Consider the following 15,925-nt stretch of genomic DNA (forward strand, 5'->3'; position numbering starts at 1 on the left):
TTTCTCAGCCGCCCAGCGTTTCGCCGAAGAATGTCTCAAGCCGCTTCCAGTGCCGCTCGGCACCCTTTTCGTCATAGACGGAATGGTCCGGCACGCACCAGCCATGGCCCATGCCGACATAATTCTCGATCACATGATCCACTTCCGCAGCGCGCAGCGCTTCGGCCAACCGCGCCGACTGTTCCGGCGGAAAACTGCGGTCGACGCCGGCCGTGCCGACATAGACCCTCGCCTTGATCTCGGCCGCGTGGCGGTGCGGGCTGTCGGCGTTATCGCCGGCGAGGTTGCCGCCGTGGAACGAGGCCGCCGCCTTGATGCGATCGGGATAGGCGGCCGCGGCGTTGAGCGCCCTCGCCCCGCCCATGCAGTATCCGACCGTTCCGATCGGCCCGGTCACGCCATGTTTCGTCAGCGCATCGATGAAAGCTCCGGTATCGCGCATGGTCATTGCCTGCGTCGTGCCCGCGATCAGCGCGCGCAGCCGCGCTGCACTCTCCTCGTTTGCGAAAGCGGTTTTGGCATCGAACGGTCCGTAAGGGGCCTCGCGGTAGAACAGGTCCGGCACCAGTACGACATAGCCCAGCGCGGCGAGCCGTTCGGCCATCCCGTCCAGCGCCGGGCGCGGTCCGAAGGCATCCATATAGAGGATGACGCCCGCCGTGGCGCCGTTGGCCGCGCGGAAAAGCCCGGCGCGAGCCGTTCCGTCGGCGGTCGTGATTTCGATGTCCTGCTTGGCCATGGTCCGCTCCCAGCCCCGGTCCATTCCGATAGCCCGGTCATGATCCCGCGTCGAGCTTCCGGCAAGCGGCACCCCGATGTCAGCCTTCAACATTTCGTGCGGGGAAGACAGCATCACGTTTCCCGCTCCGGCTTGCCACCGGTGCGGATATCTGAAAGATCGCGCCATCACGCGAGACAGAGAATGAAATACCGATTGCTGGCTGCTCTCATGGGCATGGCGCTCGCTGGCTGCACGTCGCAACAGCAGCAGCCGAACCTTTCCTATTTGACCGCTGCCGAACCGCTGCCGCCGCCTCCCATGGCGGCGACCCAGCCTGTCTCGCCGCAATCCGTCCAGCCCATGGCGTTGCCGGCACCCGCAAGCCCGGCGGTCCCGCCCCAGACGGTCACCGCCGCGGGCTTTCCGGCTCCGCCGGCCTGCAATGTAGGTTCGCTCGAACCCTCATGTGCGCCCGCCATGCAGGAGAAGAAATGCCGCACGGTCGGCAACGTCACCACCTGCGACGTACCGGCGGACCCGGATGCCGACAACCGGCTCTACACCAACTGACGCATTACAGTTTCGCAAAGGCCTTCATGTGAAAGGCCTGCACCTCGGCCGGGTAGCGATAGGCAACTCCGTAGGGGCACGCATTGCGGTCGAGGCAGCCGGCGGTCCGGCAGGGTTTTCCCTCCGGCCCGCACACGTGGGACAGGCAATCGCCATGAGCGAAGCCAGCCGGCGTATAGGCGTCGACCGGACAGGCTTTCAGGCAGGGTTTTCCGACACATGCGTCGCAAAGGTGAATCGGCTCGTGAACCGATTCCACCGCGATCTCGATATCGAACAGCAGCGCGCCGCGATAGGCATGCCACAGGCCGTATTCGGGATGCATGAGGATGCCCAGCGGCGACGATTTCAGGCCCTCCGCCCGCATCGCCCATTGCTGGAAGGGCAGGAACGGCCGGTCGGAGGGCGATACCGCCCTCGCCCCGAAATCCTGCGCTATCCCGCCGATCACCTCACGGCACCAAGTATCGAGCGGATTTTCGAGATCCGCAGGCCGACCTTCGCGCCAACGCCGGAAATGCGGCCAATATGAAGCGCCGGCATTGCCGATCAGGACCACCGATCTCGCCGGCCGGCCCGAAAGCGCAAGAGGGGCGGCCTCGCCCTTGTCGAAGACGAAACCACCACGCGGGACAAGCCCGTGGCGACCGATTGCCTCCGCCAGCCCGTTGCCTGTCATCGGTCTATCTTCCCCTTGCTATGCGGCTTCCGTCTTGCCGATGCGGAGCATCTCGGCGCCGTCGAAAGCGGTAGCCTCGCCGCGGGCACGCCATTCGTCAAACTCCTTGTGGCGTGCCGAGATCAGCCGGTCGTACAGGTCGAAGGCGTCCTTGCCCATCATCAGGCGTGCCGGCGGATTGGCGCTGTCCACGGCCTCGATCATAAGGGCGGCCGCCTTGGCGGGATCGCCTGCCTGCGTCCCCGCCTGTCCATAAAGAAATTCCTCGATCGGCGCGATCAGCGGCCGATAGACGTCGAGATGCCGCTCCGGCCGCATGTTCACGTCGCCGGCGAATTCAGTGCGAAAATTGCCCGGCTCCACGATCGTCACCCGGATCCCCAGCGGCGCGACCTCGTCGCGAAGGGCGTCGCTCCATGCCTCCAGTGCAAACTTGCCGGCGCAATAGGCGCCGAACCCGCCAAGGGAGACGGCTCCCCCGACGCTGGTCAGGTTGAGCACATGGCCGCTGCCCTGCCGGCGCATTTGCGGCAGCACCAGGCGGGTGAGTTCCGCGGCGGCGAAGAAGTTGAGCTCCAGCTGGGCGCGAAGCTGCTTGGGCTCGAACTCTTCCACCGCGCCCAAGGAACCGCGGCCCGCAATGTTGGCGAGGATATCGATCCGGCCGAACTGCGCGATTGCCGCTTCGACAGCCCTGCCACGCTGGCCGGCATCGGTCACGTCGAGCGCAAGCGCCAGCGCCCGCCCCTGATGATTGCGCGCCACCGCCTCCAGCCGGTCAATGCGGCGAGCCGTAAGGACGGCGCGTTCGCCGCGCGCAAGGACGGCCTCGGCAAGCGATTTTCCAAATCCGGAAGAGGCGCCGGTGATGAACCAGACACGATCGTTGGCAGTCATTTTTCGTAACTCCTTGGGTTGGATGTCGCGAAAATGGCCCGCTTCGATTGATGAAACAATCTAGATCAAATCGAATGCGTTATGCTATCTGTTTCAGGAATGGATCGCCTCCTGCTCGCTCAGCTCCCGCTCGTCCTGGCCGTCGCCCAGGCAAAAAGCTTCGCCAAGGCTGGCGCCGAACTCGGCATCGGCGCCTCTGCGGTAAGCCACGCCATCCGCAGCGCGGAACTGCGCCTTGGCGTGCCGCTTTTCCTGCGCACGACGCGCAGCGTCTCGCTCACCGAAGCCGGCGAGATGTTCATTTCCGCCGCCGCCCACGCCTTCGATGAAATCGACGCCGCGGCCGATCGGGTCCGCGCCGCGCAAGGCGATATCACCGGCCTGCTGCGCATCAACGCGCCACGCGTCGCGCTTCATATGGGGCTCACGCCGATCCTCGCCGAGATGGCGCGGCGCCACCCCGGCCTGACCGTCGAGGTCATCGCCGACGACAAATTGTCCGACGTCGTGGCGGAAGGTTTCGACGCCGGCATCCGCCTGGGCGAGATGATCGCACAGGACATGGTCGCCGTCCGCATGAGCCCGCCATGCCGCGCGATGATGGTCGCTTCGCCGCGCTATATCGAGGAGCACGGCACGCCGGGCACCATATCGGACCTCGCCGCCCACAACTGCATTGGCTACCGCCTGCTGCGGTCCGGCGCGGTCTACGACTGGGACCTGCGGGAGGAAGATCGCGACATCAAGGTGCCGGTAAGCGGGACGGCGCGCGTTTCGGATTCGGCCTATGCGCACCAGCTCGCGCTGTCCGGCGTCGGCATCGCCTACGTCTTCGACGCCCAGGTGAGCGACGACCTTGAGCGGGGCGACCTCGTCGAGATCCTGCCCCAGGCGTCGATCATGGAGCCCGGCCTATTCCTGTATTTCCCGCGCCGCGCCTCGGACGCAAGCAAGCTGCGCGCCTTCGTGGAGGTGGTGCGGGCCAACCTTGCCGGGGAAAAATAGTCGATATCACTCCTCGCCCGGCTGCTTGAACGCGCTGCGCCAGACTTCCTTGTGAATGATGTTGGCCACTTTAGCCCGGCCTGTATCGGGCTCCTTTCAAGTGAAGGCGTCGGGCATCGACTCCTTCTTCCTGGCGATGAAGTCCTTCAGGCCGTCGTCGATGCCCGGATCGAGGTGCGGCGCCTCGTAGCTTTCCAGCCAGCTCCGCGCCAGCGCATTGGCGCGCTGGTCGGCGGTCTTCTCGCCTTCGGCCAGCCACTGCTCGTAGGAATTGTTGTCGGCGATCGAGGAGCGGTAGAAGGCGGTCTGGAAATTCGCCTGCGTGTGGTCGCAGCCGAGGTAGTGGCTGCCCGGCCCGACCTGGCGGATGGCGTCCATCGCCTGCCCATTCTCGGACAGGTCGACGCCCTCGCAGAACTTCTGCTGCATGCCGAGCTGGTCAATGTCCATCATGAACTTGTCGTAGCCGGAGGAAAGGCCGCCCTCCAGCCAGCCGGCCGCGTGCAGCACGAAATTGGTGCCGGCCAGGATGGTCGAGTTCAGCGTGTTGGCGCTCTCATAGGCGGCCTGCGCGTCGGATATCTTGGAGGCGCAGAGCGAACCGCCGGTACGGAACGGCAGGCCGAGCCGGCGCGCCAGCTGCGCGGCGCCGTAGGAGACCAGCGACGGTTCCGGCGTGCCGAAGGTCGGCGCGCCCGACTGCATGGAGATGGACGAGGCGAAGGTGCCGAACAGCACCGGCGCGCCGGGCCGGATCAGCTGCGTGAAGGAAGCGCCGGCCAACACTTCGGCCAGCACCTGCGTCAGCGTGCCGGCCACCGTCACCGGGCTCATCGCGCCGGCCAGGATGAACGGCGTGACGATGCAGGCCTGGTTGTGGCGCGAATAGACCTTCAGCGCGCCCAGCATCGTCTCGTCGAAGACCATCGGCGAGTTGGCGTTGATGAGCGAGGTCAGCACCGTGTTGTTCTCGACGAAATCGTCGCCGAAGACGAGCTTGGCCATCGCGATCGTGTCTTCGGCCCGCTCCGGCGCCGTGACGGAGCCCATGAATGGCTTGTCGGAATAGCGGATGTGGGCGTAGATCATGTCGAGGTGGCGCTTGTTCACCGGCACGTCGACCGGCTCGCACACCGTACCCCCCGAATGATGGATCGACGGCGCCATGTAGGCGAGCTTCACGAAATTCTGGAAATCCTCGATGGTGGCGTAGCGGCGGTTGCCGTCGAGGTCGCGCACGAAGGGCGGGCCGTAGACCGGCGCGAAGACCGTGGCGTTGCCGCCGATCTGCACCGAGCGCTCGCGGTTGCGCGCGTGCTGGATATATTGCTGCGGCGCGGTCTTGAGCAGCGAACGGCACAGCCCCTTGGGAAAGTGCACCCGCTCGCCCTTGACGTCGGCGCCGGCCTCTTTCCAGAGCTTCAGCGCCTCCTCGTCGTCGCGGAAGATGATGCCGACTTCTTCCAGCACCGTGTCGGCGTTCTTCTCGATCAGCGCCAGACCTTCCTCGTCCAGCACCTCGTAGAGGTTGATCTTGCGCTTGATGTAGGTGAGCTGCGTGCCCGGCCCGCCGCCGGCGCGCGCCGCGCGCCGTGCCGCCGCACCGCCGCTTGCTCCGCGCCCCCGCCTGCCGCCTGATGCCTCGTGGTCGACCGCCGCCGTTTCGCTCATAGCCGTTCTTCCCTGGAAAAGCATATCGCCGCCCTGCAAGGCGGCCCTGCCCCGGATCGTAGTCATGCACCCTAGCCGAAACGGCCAGACAGCGCCAAGGCCTGTCCCAAAATCGACAAGAAAACCAATAGATTTGCAGTCGCTTTCCTTTTGCAGTAAGTCGCAAATCGGCTATGGAGGAGCGCCCGCCTCGCGATAGGTATTGAGGCGCATTCGCACTGCCCTGAAGCGCCAAGGAGCTGGGTTCATGTCCGACGACGAGATCATCCTGTCCGAGCTTGCCGACGACGAACTCGTGCAGCAGATGCACGACGACCTCTATGACGGGCTGAAGGAAGAGATCGAGGAAGGCACCAACATCCTTCTCGAGCGCGGCTGGGCGCCCTACAAGGTGCTGACCGAGGCGCTGGTCGAGGGCATGCGCATCGTCGGCGAGGATTTTCGCGACGGCATCCTGTTCGTTCCCGAAGTGCTTCTGTCCGCCAACGCGATGAAGGCGGGTATGGCCATCCTGCGCCCGCTGCTGGCCGCCACCGGCGCACCCAAGCAGGGCAAGATGATCATCGGCACGGTCAAGGGCGACATCCACGACATCGGCAAGAACCTTGTCGGCATGATGATGGAGGGCGCCGGCTTCGACGTCATCGACCTCGGCATCAACAACGCCGTGGAAAAATACCTGGCAGCGATCGAGGAGCACCAGCCGGACATCGTCGGCATGTCGGCACTGCTCACCACCACCATGCCCTACATGAAGGTCGTCATCGACACGATGAAGGAAAAGGGCATCCGCGACGACTATGTCGTGCTGGTCGGCGGTGCGCCGCTCAACGAGGAATTCGGCAAGGCGGTCGGTGCCGACGCCTATTGCCGCGACGCCGCCGTAGCGGTCGAGACGGCCAAGGACTTCATGAAGCGCAAGCACAACCTGCGCGCCACCGCCTGAGGCCTGCGGACCTCAGGCGCGCACCGGATCGGCTGTTCGTCTGGCTGAATTGGCCGCCGTCAGTTGTTGACCGTATCCTCGACGGCGTTCGCCGTGTTCTTGACGTCCTTGCCGACGCCGCGGACGGTGTTGGCACAGCCGGCCAGCATGAGCGCTGCGGCGATGACGGCAAGCGGGGCGATGCGGATGAGTTTCATGGACACTGTTCCCTCTCACGATAAGATCGCACCGCCGAAACGAGGAACGGCCGGACTGGTTCCATGACCAAGGTGCAAAAAGCGACGAACACACCGGCGGACAAGCCCGCCGACCGGCTGCTGGTCATCGCCTGCGGCATGCTCGCGCGCGAGATTCTGGCGGTGAAGGAAGAGCTCGGCCTCGATCATCTCGACCTGACCTGCCTGCCGGCCGAGTTCCATTTCTATCCCGACCGCATCGCGCCGGCCATGGACAAGGCGATTTCCGAAGCCAAGGCCAGGGGTTATCGCGACATCTTCGTCGGCTACGCCGATTGCGGCACGGGGGGAATGCTCGACACCGTCATCGAGAAGCACGGCGTCGAACGCATGGCCGGCCCGCATTGCTTCGCCTTCTACCAGGGCATGGAAGCCTACCGGAAGGTAGCGGACGACGACATGATGTCGTTCTACATGACAGATTTCCTGTGCCGGCAGTTCGACGCCTTCTTCATGAAGCCGCTCGGCCTCGACAAGCATCCCGAACTGATCGCCGACTATTTCGGCAACTACGAGAAGCTGATCTATCTCGCCCAGACCGACGATCCCGAACTCGACAAGGTGGCCGAGGACGCGGCGAAGCTGCTCGGCCTCGTCTATGAGCGCCGCCCGACCGGCTATGGCGACCTCGTCGGCGGGCTTGCGCGCGCCGCCGGCTCCGTGGCCTAATCGGCACGCACGGCACTGGGCCGTGCGTTTTCGACGGGGAAATCCATGAAACCGCGCATCACCGTCCTCGCCGCTCTTATCGGGTCGCTGGCCGTATCACTGGCGGCCCCGGCCCTCGCCGACGGCGTCGTGCAAAAGCTGATGACGTCGTCCGATAAGGCCAGATTGGAAAAGTACGGCGAAACCCGCGAGACGGCCATCGCCGCGGCGCAGAAGGGCGAACCCGTCGAGGTGAAGGAGTTCAACGCCGTCCTCGCGCGGCCGCTGGTCGCCTTCTCCGACAAGGACCTCACCGGCAACTGGAAATGCCGCACCATCAAGGCCGGCGGCGATTTCGGCGTGCTGGTCATCTACGGCTGGTTCAAGTGCAAGGTCAGCGATGACGGGTCCGGCTGGGTGCTGGAGAAACTGACCGGCTCGCAACGCACCAAGGGCCGTTTCTACGACGACAACGCCAAGCGCGCGATCTATCTCGGCAGCTTCTTCGTCGAAGGCGATCCGGTCCTGCCCTATGGCAGCGGGCCGAAGTCGGACCAGGTCGGCTATGCCTTCCGCACCGGGCCGAATGCCTGGCGCCTCGAACTGCCCGCGCCCTACTACGAATCGAACCTCGATATCCTCGAATTCAAGCGCTGAGCCATGAGCGAGATCGACCATCGCGCCGTCATAGCGGGGCTGCCGCCCGATACCAGGAGGGGCCTGACCGAGAAAAGCGACGCCCCCGGCCTCGTGCGACTGGCGGTGTATGTCTCCCTGATGGCGGCCCTGGCAATTCTGATCGCCGTCAGGGTCCAGTTCTGGCCGCTGCTGATGGTGCCGCAAGGCATCCTGATCGTCTTCCTGTTCACGCTGGTCCATGAGACCATTCACGGCACGGCGTTCCGTACCGATCGGCTGAACACCGTTCTGGCCAATGTCTCCGGGTTCCTGATCCTGTTGCCGCCGACATGGTTCCGCTATTTCCACTTCGCCCATCATCGCTACACGCACGATCCCGAAAACGATCCGGAGCTGATGAGCCCGAAGCCCGAGACGCTGGCGCAATATCTCCTCTACCTTTCCGGCTGGGCTTACTGGAGCGGCATGGTCAGGACGATCGTCGTCAACGCGACCGGCAGAAACCATGATGTCTATGTTCCGGAAAAAGGACGCCCCAAGGTGGCGGCCGAAGCCCGCCGGTATCTGGCCGGCTATGCGCTTGCGGTCGCCCTATCCCTCCTCCTCGGCACGCCGCTCCTGGTCTGGATATGGATCGTGCCGGCGCTGCTCGGCCAGCCTTTCCTGCGCGCTTACCTGCTTGCCGAACACACGCGCTGCCCGCACGTCGCCAACATGCTGGAGAACACGCGCACCACCTTTACGACCTCGCTGGTGCGCTTCGTGGCTTGGAACATGCCCTACCATGCCGAGCATCATTCCTACCCGGCGGTGCCGTTCCACCAATTGCCCCGCTTCCACAAGGTCGTGGCGGAGCATCTGAGGACGACCGAACGCGGCTATATTCGCTTCCACGGCAAGCTCGTCCGCGATCTGGGCCAATCGGACGCAGCCGGCGACGCCGCGAAATCTTAACCCTTGGCGCTCGATACTCCGCGCGGGCCACGGGGGAAGAAATGAGCGAAGCGAAAACGGCCGGCCACCGCGTTGCCGTCGTCACGGCGGGGGGAACCCATGTCTGGGCCCTCGTCAATGCGCTGAGCGACCGCATCGGGCCGGTGACCGTCATTCTGGAGGCGCCCGAATCCAAGGGTGCTCTGCTGCGCGCCCGCGCCCGCCGCTTCGGCGGAATCGCGGTTGCCGGACAGCTGGGCACCATGGTGCTCACGCGGCTTTTCCGCCCCCTTTCCAGCCGCCGCCGGCAAAAGACGATCGAGGAATGTGGCTTACGCACCGAGCCGGCGCCGGACCAGCGCATCGTGCATGTCGCATCGGCCGATTCGCCCGAATGCACCGACGCCATCGCGGCCATGGGCGCCGAGGTGGTGCTTCTCAACGGCTGCCGCCTCGTATCGCGCACCACGCTGGAACGCATCGCCTGTCCGGTCCTCAACTTCCACGCCGGCATCACGCCGAAATATCGCGGCATGAACGGCGGCTACTGGGCTTTGGCGACCGGCGATGCCGAAAACTTCGGCGCAACCGTGCATCTGGTCGATACTGGGGTCGATACCGGCGGCATCGTCCGGCAGGTCCGGTCGAAGCCGAAGCCCGGCGACTCCATCCCCAGCTACGCCATGACGATGGCCTCCTTTTCGGCCGACGCCTGCGCCGAGGCCATCGAGGCCGCGGCCTCGGGACGCATCGATATCCTGAAGACCGATCTGCCGTCGCGGCAATGGTATCACCCGACGATCTGGTTCTATCTGTGGACCGGTTTGACGAAACGCGTCTGGTAATATTCCCTCGCCGCAAATCCGCCCGTTTGCGACGCCTGCCTGCGTCGCTTTTGAAGGCCCATGCGTCGTCCCATGAGAAGCGGGCCAAATACGCTTGCGGCAATGCTCAGAACCAAGAGGAGTTACCAATCATGGCCGATCTGATCGTCGTCTACTGGCGCGACATTCCCGCTCAGGTCACCGTCAAGCGCGGGCGGCTGAACGCCAAGCGCGAACTGTCGCTGCGCTTCACCGAGGCCATCGACATGGCTGCGATGAAGTCAGGGGCGGCCGCGACGGACGCCTACCTCGCCGAATGGCGGCGCGCCGATCCGGTGCCTGTCGGCGACGACCTCGAAGCCGAGGCCGACAAGGCCGTGAACGACCTCGAAGCGGCATATCCGCGGGAGCGGCTGGTCGCTCTCGCCAAATCAGGCGGCAAGGAAAATGGATAGCACCCAGCCGAAGACGACCCCGCTGGAATCGACAACCGCGGCCGGTCCGGCGAGCGCTGCGGGCGAGGCTATACCGCCCGCAGCGGCGGGCGGCGTGACGCAGGCCACCATGGTCAAGAAGACCGCGCCGAAGAGCGACTACAAGCCGGCCGACGTGTCGCCGCAGCGGCGCGTGCAGCGCTCCTTCGCCGTCAGGCTGTGGTCGATCCGCCATTCGCGGCTGCTGGAATGGTTCTACGCCCGCTTCGCCGACACCTTCCTGATGCTGCATCCCTTGTGGAAGGGCATCGGCTACGGCCGCGTCGAGGCCCCGGTGAAATTCGTCGAGAAGCGCGTCAAGGGCTTCATGTTCGACTGCCGCATGTGCGGCCAGTGCATCCTGTCCTCCACCGGCATGTCATGCCCGATGAACTGCCCCAAGCAATTGCGCAACGGTCCTTGCGGCGGCGTGCGCGCCAACGGCCATTGCGAGGTGGAACCCGACATGCCCTGCGTCTGGGTGAAGGCGTGGGAAGGCTCCAGGCAAATGGTCAAGGGCGACGCCATCCTCAACGTGCAGAAGCCGGTCGACCAGTCGCTGCGCGAAACGTCCGCCTGGCTGCGCGTGACCGCGCAGGCAGCCGCCGCGCGGGAAGCCGCCAAATCCGGAAACGCAGCATGACTTCCGCCCGCCCTCCGCAGCGCGACGAGAACCCGGCCGGCATCCACCTGCCGCTGGAACCCCTGCCCGGCCATACCTCGCGCGGCCGACTGGAGCGCGTGCTGCGCCGCGGCGAATTCGCCGTCACCACCGAACTGAACCCGCCCGACAGCGCCGACCCCGAAGACGTCTACAACCGCGCGAAGATCTTCGACGGCTGGGTGGACGCCATCAACGCCGTCGACGCCTCCGGCGCCAACTGCCATATGTCGTCGGTCGGCATCTGCGCGCTGCTGACGCGCATGGGCTACGCGCCGATCATGCAGATCGCCTGCCGCGACAAGAACCGCATCGCCATCCAGGGCGACGTGCTGGGCGGCGCCGCCATGGGCGTCGCCAACATGCTGTGCCTGACCGGCGACGGCGTGCAGGCCGGCGACCAGCCCGGCGCCAAGCCGGTGTTCGATCTCGACTGCATGTCGCTGCTGGAGACCGTGCGCGTCATGCGCGACAACGGCAAGTTCCTGTCGGGCCGCAAGCTGACGACGCCACCGCAAGTGTTCCTCGGCGCCGCCATCAACCCGTTCGCGCCGCCCTACGATTTCCGCCCGCACCGACTCGGCAAGAAGATCGCCGCCGGCGCGCAGTTCGTGCAGAGCCAGTACTGCTTCGACGTGCCGATGTTCCGCACCTACATGCAGCGCGTGCGCGACCTCGGCTATACCGAAAAGCTCTTCATCCTGTGCGGCGTCGGTCCCCTCGCCTCGGCCAAGACGGCGAAATGGATCCGCTCCAACGTGCCGGGCATCCACATCCCCGATGCCGTCATCAAGCGGCTGGAGGGTGCGCAGGACCAGAAGAAGGAAGGCAAGCAACTCTGCATCGACATCATCAACGAGGTGAAGGAAATCCCCGGCGTGTCGGGCGTCCATGTGATGGCCTACCGACAGGAGGAATACGTCGCCGAGATCGTTGACGAATCGGGCGTGCTGAAGGGCCGCCGGCCGTGGATACGCGAAGTGCGCGCAGACGACGCGCTGGTCGCCGAACGCCTCGGCCGCCTGCTTCACGACGACATAACCGAAACGCAGGTGGACATGGTCAAGTCCGCGCATTGACCGGCGCCATCCCGAACCTGTGCTTGAACGCAATCAGATAACGATATAAAGAAATCTTTATATCACGACGGAGATAATCATGACCCGCACCATCGTCGCATCCGCGACCCGCGAAATCGTCATCGGTTTCGACCAGCCGTTCTGCGTGATCGGCGAGCGCATCAACCCGACCGGCCGCAAGAAGCTGGCCGCCGAGATGATCGAGGGCAATTTCGAGACGGTGAAGAAGGACGCGCTGGAGCAGGCCGCCTGCGGCGCCACCATGCTCGACGTCAATGCCGGCGTCACCTCCGTCAACCCGAACGAAACGGAACCGGGCCTGCTGGTCCAGACGCTTGAGATCGTTCAGAACCTGGTCGACCTGCCGCTGTCCATCGACTCGTCCGTTTCCGGCGCCATCGAGGCGGCGCTGAAGGTCGCCAAGGGCCGCCCGCTGGTCAATTCCGTCACCGGCGAGGAGGAGAAGCTGGAAGCGATCCTGCCGCTGGTGAAGAAATACAACGTGCCGGTGGTCGCCATCTCCAACGACGAGACCGGCATCTCGATGGACCCGGATGTGCGTTTCGCCGTCGCCAAGAAGATCGTCGAGCGCTGCGCCGATTTCGGCATCCCGGCGCACGACGTGGTGGTCGACCCGCTGGTCATGCCGATCGGCGCGCTGGGCGATGCCGGCCGTCAGGTCTTCGCGCTGCTGCGGCGGCTCCGCGAGGAACTCAAGGTCAACACCACCTGCGGCCTCTCCAACATCTCCTTCGGCCTGCCGCACCGGCACGGCATCAACGCCGGCTTCATCCCGATGGTGATCGGCGCCGGTATGACCTCGGCCATCATGAACCCAGTCCGCCCGCAGGAGATGGAGGCCGTACGCGCCGCCAACGTTCTGGCCGGCACCGACAAGGACTGCATGACCTGGATCAAGACCTACAAGGACTTCAAGCCGGGCGAGCACGCCGCCCCGCCGCCGGTGGCGGTCACCACGCCCAGCGCGGAAGGCGCTGCGGCTGCCGGCGGAAGACGTCGCGGTGGCCGTGAGGCGAGGATGGCGAGGGGATGAGGAATGGTCGTGCGTCCTTCGAGGCTCGCTTCGCTCGCACCTCAGGATGAGGACCGTTTGTGCCGAACCTGCGCAAGCAAAACCGGGCAAACCACCTCCCTCATCCTGAGGTGCGAGCGAAGCGAGCCTCGAAGGACGCACTTACTCTCTATCAACAAGATGACCTCGCCGCGACAGCGCCGGCAGACTCTCATAGGCAAGCGCGACCAACGCTTCTTTCTTACGCCGAGACCAACCTTTGATTTGTCGCTCTCGCGCGATGGCATCGGTGATGCGGTCGTAACCTTCGGCGAAGACAAGTTCCACCGGCCGACGGCGCGCCGTGTAGCTGTCGATGGGAAGGTTGTTATGCTCCCAGAGCCTTGCCTCGACCTCTTGCTTGGTCGAGCCTACATAGTAGGAACCATCGGCGCATCTGAGCATATAGACCGTCATCTCGAATTGCATTCAATGCGTCCTTCGAGGCTCGCTGCGCTCGCACCTCAGGATGAGGGGCGTTCACACCCTTCATCCCAAGCCTTGAAGCGTCATCATCAACATATCACAGTTCCCCTGCCTCTCAGAACTTGGCAACGGAGAAGCCGCACCCACCTCCCTCATCCTGAGGTGCGAGCGCAGCGAGCCTCGAAGGACGCACCAGTACAATGAACGCTCCCGTAAACTCCACCGATCCTCTCGTCCTGTTCATGCCGTCCGGTAAGCGTGGGCGCTTCCCCGTCGGCACGCTGGTTCTCGATGCGGCGCGCTCGCTCGGCGTCTATGTGGAATCGGTGTGCGGCGGCCGCGCCACCTGCGGGCGCTGCCAGATCGAGGTGCAGGAAGGCAATTTCGCCAAGCACAAGATCGTCTCCTCGCTCGATCACATCTCGCCCAAGGGGCCGAAGGAGGAACGCTACGAGCGGGTGCGCGGCCTGCCCGAGGGCCGGCGCCTGTCCTGCTCGGCCACCGTCCAGGGCGACCTCGTCGTCGACGTGCCGCAGGACACCGTCATCAACGCCCAGACCATCCGCAAGGCCGCCACCGACCGCGTGATCGAGCGCAATGCCGCCGTGCAGATGTGCTACGTCGAGGTCGACGAGCCCGACATGCACAAGCCGCTCGGCGATCTGGACCGCCTGAAGGCCGTGCTCGCCAAGGACTGGGGCTGGAAGGACCTTCTGGTCGCCCCGCACCTCATCCCGGAAGTCCAGAAGATCCTGCGCAAGGAGAACTGGGCCGTCACCGCCGCGATCCATCGCGACATGGAATCCTCGCGCCCCTTCATCATCGCGCTCTATCCCGGCCTGAAGAACGAGGCCTACGGCATTGCCTGCGACATCGGCTCGACCACCATCGCCATGCACCTGGTCTCGCTGCTGTCGGGCCGCATCGTGGCATCGGCCGGCGCGCCGAACCCGCAGATCCGCTTCGGCGAAGACGTCATGAGTCGCGTCTCCTACGTCATGATGAACCCGGATGGCCAGGGGGCGATGACCGCTGCGGTACGCCAGGCCGTCAACGACCTCATCGGCAAGGTGTGCGCCGAGAGCGGCGTCGACCGGCATGACATCTTCGATTGCGTGTTCGTCGCCAACCCGATCATGCACCACCTGTTCCTCGGCATCGACCCGACCGAGCTCGGCCAGGCGCCGTTCGCGCTTGCCGTCTCCGGCGCGCTGCAATTCTGGGCGCACGAGATCGGCATCGAGGTGAGCCGCGGCGCGCGGCTCTATACGCTCCCCTGCATCGCCGGCCATGTCGGCGCCGATGCCGCCGGCGCCACGCTGTCGGAAGGCCCTTACCGGCAGAACCGCATGATGCTTCTGGTCGATGTCGGCACCAATGCCGAAATCGTGCTGGGCAACGACAAGCACGTCGTCGCCGCTTCCTCGCCCACCGGCCCCGCCTTCGAGGGTGCGGAAATCTCATCCGGCCAGCGCGCCGCGCCCGGCGCCATCGAGCGCGTGCGCATCGATCCCGAAACCTTCGAGCCGAAATACCGGGTCATCGGCGTCGACAAATGGTCCGACGAGGAAGGCTTCGAGGAAGCCGCCAAGGCGACCGGCGTCACCGGCATCTGCGGCTCGGCCATCATCGAGGTGGTGGCGGAGATGTACCTGTCCGGCCTGATCTCCGAGGACGGCGTCATCGACGGCGCGCTTGCCGCGCGCACGCCGCGCATCATCGAGAACGGCCGCACCTTCTCCTACCTGCTGCGCGACGGCCAGCCGCGCATCACCGTCACCCAGAACGACATCCGCGCCATCCAGCTCGCCAAGGCGGCCCTTTATGCCGGCACCAAGCTGTTGATGGAAAAGCAGGGCATCGAACAGGTGGACACCATCCGCTTCGCCGGCGCCTTCGGCTCCTTCATCGACCCGAAATACGCCATGGTGCTCGGCCTCATTCCCGACTGCGACCTCGCGGAAGTCAAGGCGGTCGGCAACGCCTCCGGCACCGGCGCGCTGATGGCGCTGCTCAACCGCGACCACCGCCGCGAGATCGAGCACGAGGTTTCAAAGATCGAGAAGATCGAGACGGCGCTGGAGCCGGACTTCCAGCGGCTGTTCATCAACGCCATGGCGCTGCCCAACAAGGTGGACGCCTTCCCCAAGCTGTCCGAGCAGGTGAAGCTGCCGCCGCGCAAGGTCATGGAAGCCGGCGCGGACGGGGACGGCGGATCGCGGCGGCGTGGTCGCGAGGGCCGGCGGCGCGGCTAGGGCATCTTTGCAGCCAGTCGGAATCGCCCGGCATCGCGCCCGGTGCGGCCAGCGAAACCGGATCGGAGCAACGGGATCGCGTTCGCCGGAACGCACGCTGCTCCGATACGCCGGCAGCGCATCGCCACCTCACACAAGCGTGAACAGCTCCGGCCGCACCGTGATCGTGCCATAGTGGAAGTCTAAGGCT

The 15,925-nt window shown here is 65.2% G+C and carries 18 protein-coding genes; 12 read left to right on the top strand and 6 right to left on the bottom strand.

The window, feature by feature from the left end:
* Positions 1–4 precede the first annotated feature (4 nt).
* The gene (locus FGU64_RS05255) at positions 5–739 is read right to left on the bottom strand and encodes a dienelactone hydrolase family protein (protein WP_139951172.1); all 735 of its coding nucleotides are present in this window, start codon (positions 737–739) and stop codon (positions 5–7) included.
* 183 nt (positions 740–922) lie between these two features.
* Between FGU64_RS05255 and FGU64_RS05260 the strand changes: the two genes are divergently transcribed.
* A complete protein-coding gene (locus tag FGU64_RS05260) occupies positions 923–1,291 on the top strand; it encodes a hypothetical protein (RefSeq protein ID WP_139951173.1) in 369 nt (122 codons plus the stop codon).
* A gap of 4 nt (positions 1,292–1,295) precedes the next feature.
* Here the strand turns inward: FGU64_RS05260 and FGU64_RS05265 are convergent, their stop codons facing one another.
* Positions 1,296–1,970, bottom strand: a complete 675-nt coding sequence (locus tag FGU64_RS05265) for a 4Fe-4S dicluster domain-containing protein (RefSeq protein WP_139951174.1) — start codon at positions 1,968–1,970, stop codon at positions 1,296–1,298.
* An 18-nt stretch (positions 1,971–1,988) separates the two neighbouring features.
* Positions 1,989–2,867: an oxidoreductase gene (locus tag FGU64_RS05270; protein ID WP_139951175.1), complete on the bottom strand. Its 879-nt coding sequence runs from the start codon at positions 2,865–2,867 to the stop codon at positions 1,989–1,991.
* Positions 2,868–2,966: 99 nt separating this feature from the next.
* Between FGU64_RS05270 and FGU64_RS05275 the strand changes: the two genes are divergently transcribed.
* Positions 2,967–3,872, top strand: a complete 906-nt coding sequence (locus FGU64_RS05275) for a LysR family transcriptional regulator (protein ID WP_139951176.1) — start codon at positions 2,967–2,969, stop codon at positions 3,870–3,872.
* 96 nt (positions 3,873–3,968) lie between these two features.
* On the opposite strand, the gene FGU64_RS05280 is transcribed toward FGU64_RS05275, so the two are convergent.
* Positions 3,969–5,543, bottom strand: coding sequence for a trimethylamine methyltransferase family protein (locus FGU64_RS05280; protein ID WP_139951177.1), 1,575 nt, complete (start codon positions 5,541–5,543; stop codon positions 3,969–3,971).
* Between the two features lie 247 nt (positions 5,544–5,790).
* Between FGU64_RS05280 and FGU64_RS05285 the strand changes: the two genes are divergently transcribed.
* Positions 5,791–6,489 carry a B12-binding domain-containing protein gene (locus FGU64_RS05285; RefSeq protein WP_136353231.1) on the top strand — a complete coding sequence of 233 codons (699 nt, stop codon included), beginning with the start codon at positions 5,791–5,793 and terminating at the stop codon, positions 6,487–6,489.
* Positions 6,490–6,548: 59 nt separating this feature from the next.
* Here the strand turns inward: FGU64_RS05285 and FGU64_RS05290 are convergent, their stop codons facing one another.
* Entirely contained in the window at positions 6,549–6,686 is a 138-nt protein-coding gene (locus FGU64_RS05290; protein WP_136353229.1) for an entericidin A/B family lipoprotein, read from the bottom strand.
* Positions 6,687–6,749: 63 nt separating this feature from the next.
* On the opposite strand from FGU64_RS05290, the gene FGU64_RS05295 reads away from it, so the two are divergent.
* From FGU64_RS05295 to FGU64_RS05330, 8 genes are all read left to right on the top strand, one after another.
* Positions 6,750–7,394, top strand: coding sequence for a DUF1638 domain-containing protein (locus tag FGU64_RS05295; protein WP_139951178.1), 645 nt, complete (start codon positions 6,750–6,752; stop codon positions 7,392–7,394).
* Positions 7,395–7,439: 45 nt separating this feature from the next.
* A complete protein-coding gene (locus FGU64_RS05300; protein WP_139951179.1) occupies positions 7,440–8,030 on the top strand; it encodes a DUF4893 domain-containing protein in 591 nt (196 codons plus the stop codon).
* A 3-nt stretch (positions 8,031–8,033) separates the two neighbouring features.
* Complete coding sequence (locus FGU64_RS05305) at positions 8,034–8,966, top strand: fatty acid desaturase (RefSeq protein WP_246671246.1); 933 nt, start codon at positions 8,034–8,036, stop codon at positions 8,964–8,966.
* A gap of 41 nt (positions 8,967–9,007) precedes the next feature.
* Positions 9,008–9,790, top strand: coding sequence for a formyl transferase (locus tag FGU64_RS05310; RefSeq protein WP_139951180.1), 783 nt, complete (start codon positions 9,008–9,010; stop codon positions 9,788–9,790).
* A 131-nt stretch (positions 9,791–9,921) separates the two neighbouring features.
* Positions 9,922–10,224, top strand: coding sequence for a virulence factor (locus FGU64_RS05315; RefSeq protein WP_136353220.1), 303 nt, complete (start codon positions 9,922–9,924; stop codon positions 10,222–10,224).
* Between the two features lie 109 nt (positions 10,225–10,333).
* Entirely contained in the window at positions 10,334–10,885 is a 552-nt protein-coding gene (locus tag FGU64_RS05320; RefSeq protein WP_139955272.1) for a methylenetetrahydrofolate reductase C-terminal domain-containing protein, read from the top strand.
* Positions 10,882–11,982 (top strand): methylenetetrahydrofolate reductase, encoded by a 1,101-nt coding sequence (locus FGU64_RS05325; protein WP_139951181.1) that lies wholly within the window; start codon positions 10,882–10,884, stop codon positions 11,980–11,982. The genes FGU64_RS05320 and FGU64_RS05325 overlap by 4 nt, the downstream gene beginning before the upstream one ends.
* A gap of 79 nt (positions 11,983–12,061) precedes the next feature.
* On the top strand, positions 12,062–13,036 hold the full coding sequence (locus FGU64_RS05330; RefSeq protein WP_139951182.1) for a methyltetrahydrofolate cobalamin methyltransferase: 975 nt from the start codon (positions 12,062–12,064) through the stop codon (positions 13,034–13,036).
* 141 nt (positions 13,037–13,177) lie between these two features.
* Here FGU64_RS05330 and FGU64_RS05335 read toward each other — a convergent pair whose 3' ends face one another.
* A complete protein-coding gene (locus tag FGU64_RS05335) occupies positions 13,178–13,483 on the bottom strand; it encodes a GIY-YIG nuclease family protein (RefSeq protein WP_136353213.1) in 306 nt (101 codons plus the stop codon).
* Between the two features lie 197 nt (positions 13,484–13,680).
* Here FGU64_RS05335 and FGU64_RS05340 point away from each other — a divergent pair, with 197 nt between their 5' ends.
* A complete protein-coding gene (locus FGU64_RS05340) occupies positions 13,681–15,735 on the top strand; it encodes an ASKHA domain-containing protein (RefSeq protein WP_139951183.1) in 2,055 nt (684 codons plus the stop codon).
* Positions 15,736–15,925 lie beyond the last annotated feature (190 nt).

The sequence above is a fragment of the Mesorhizobium sp. 8 genome (assembly GCF_006351905.1).
Taxonomy (GTDB): domain Bacteria; phylum Pseudomonadota; class Alphaproteobacteria; order Rhizobiales; family Rhizobiaceae; genus Mesorhizobium; species Mesorhizobium composti.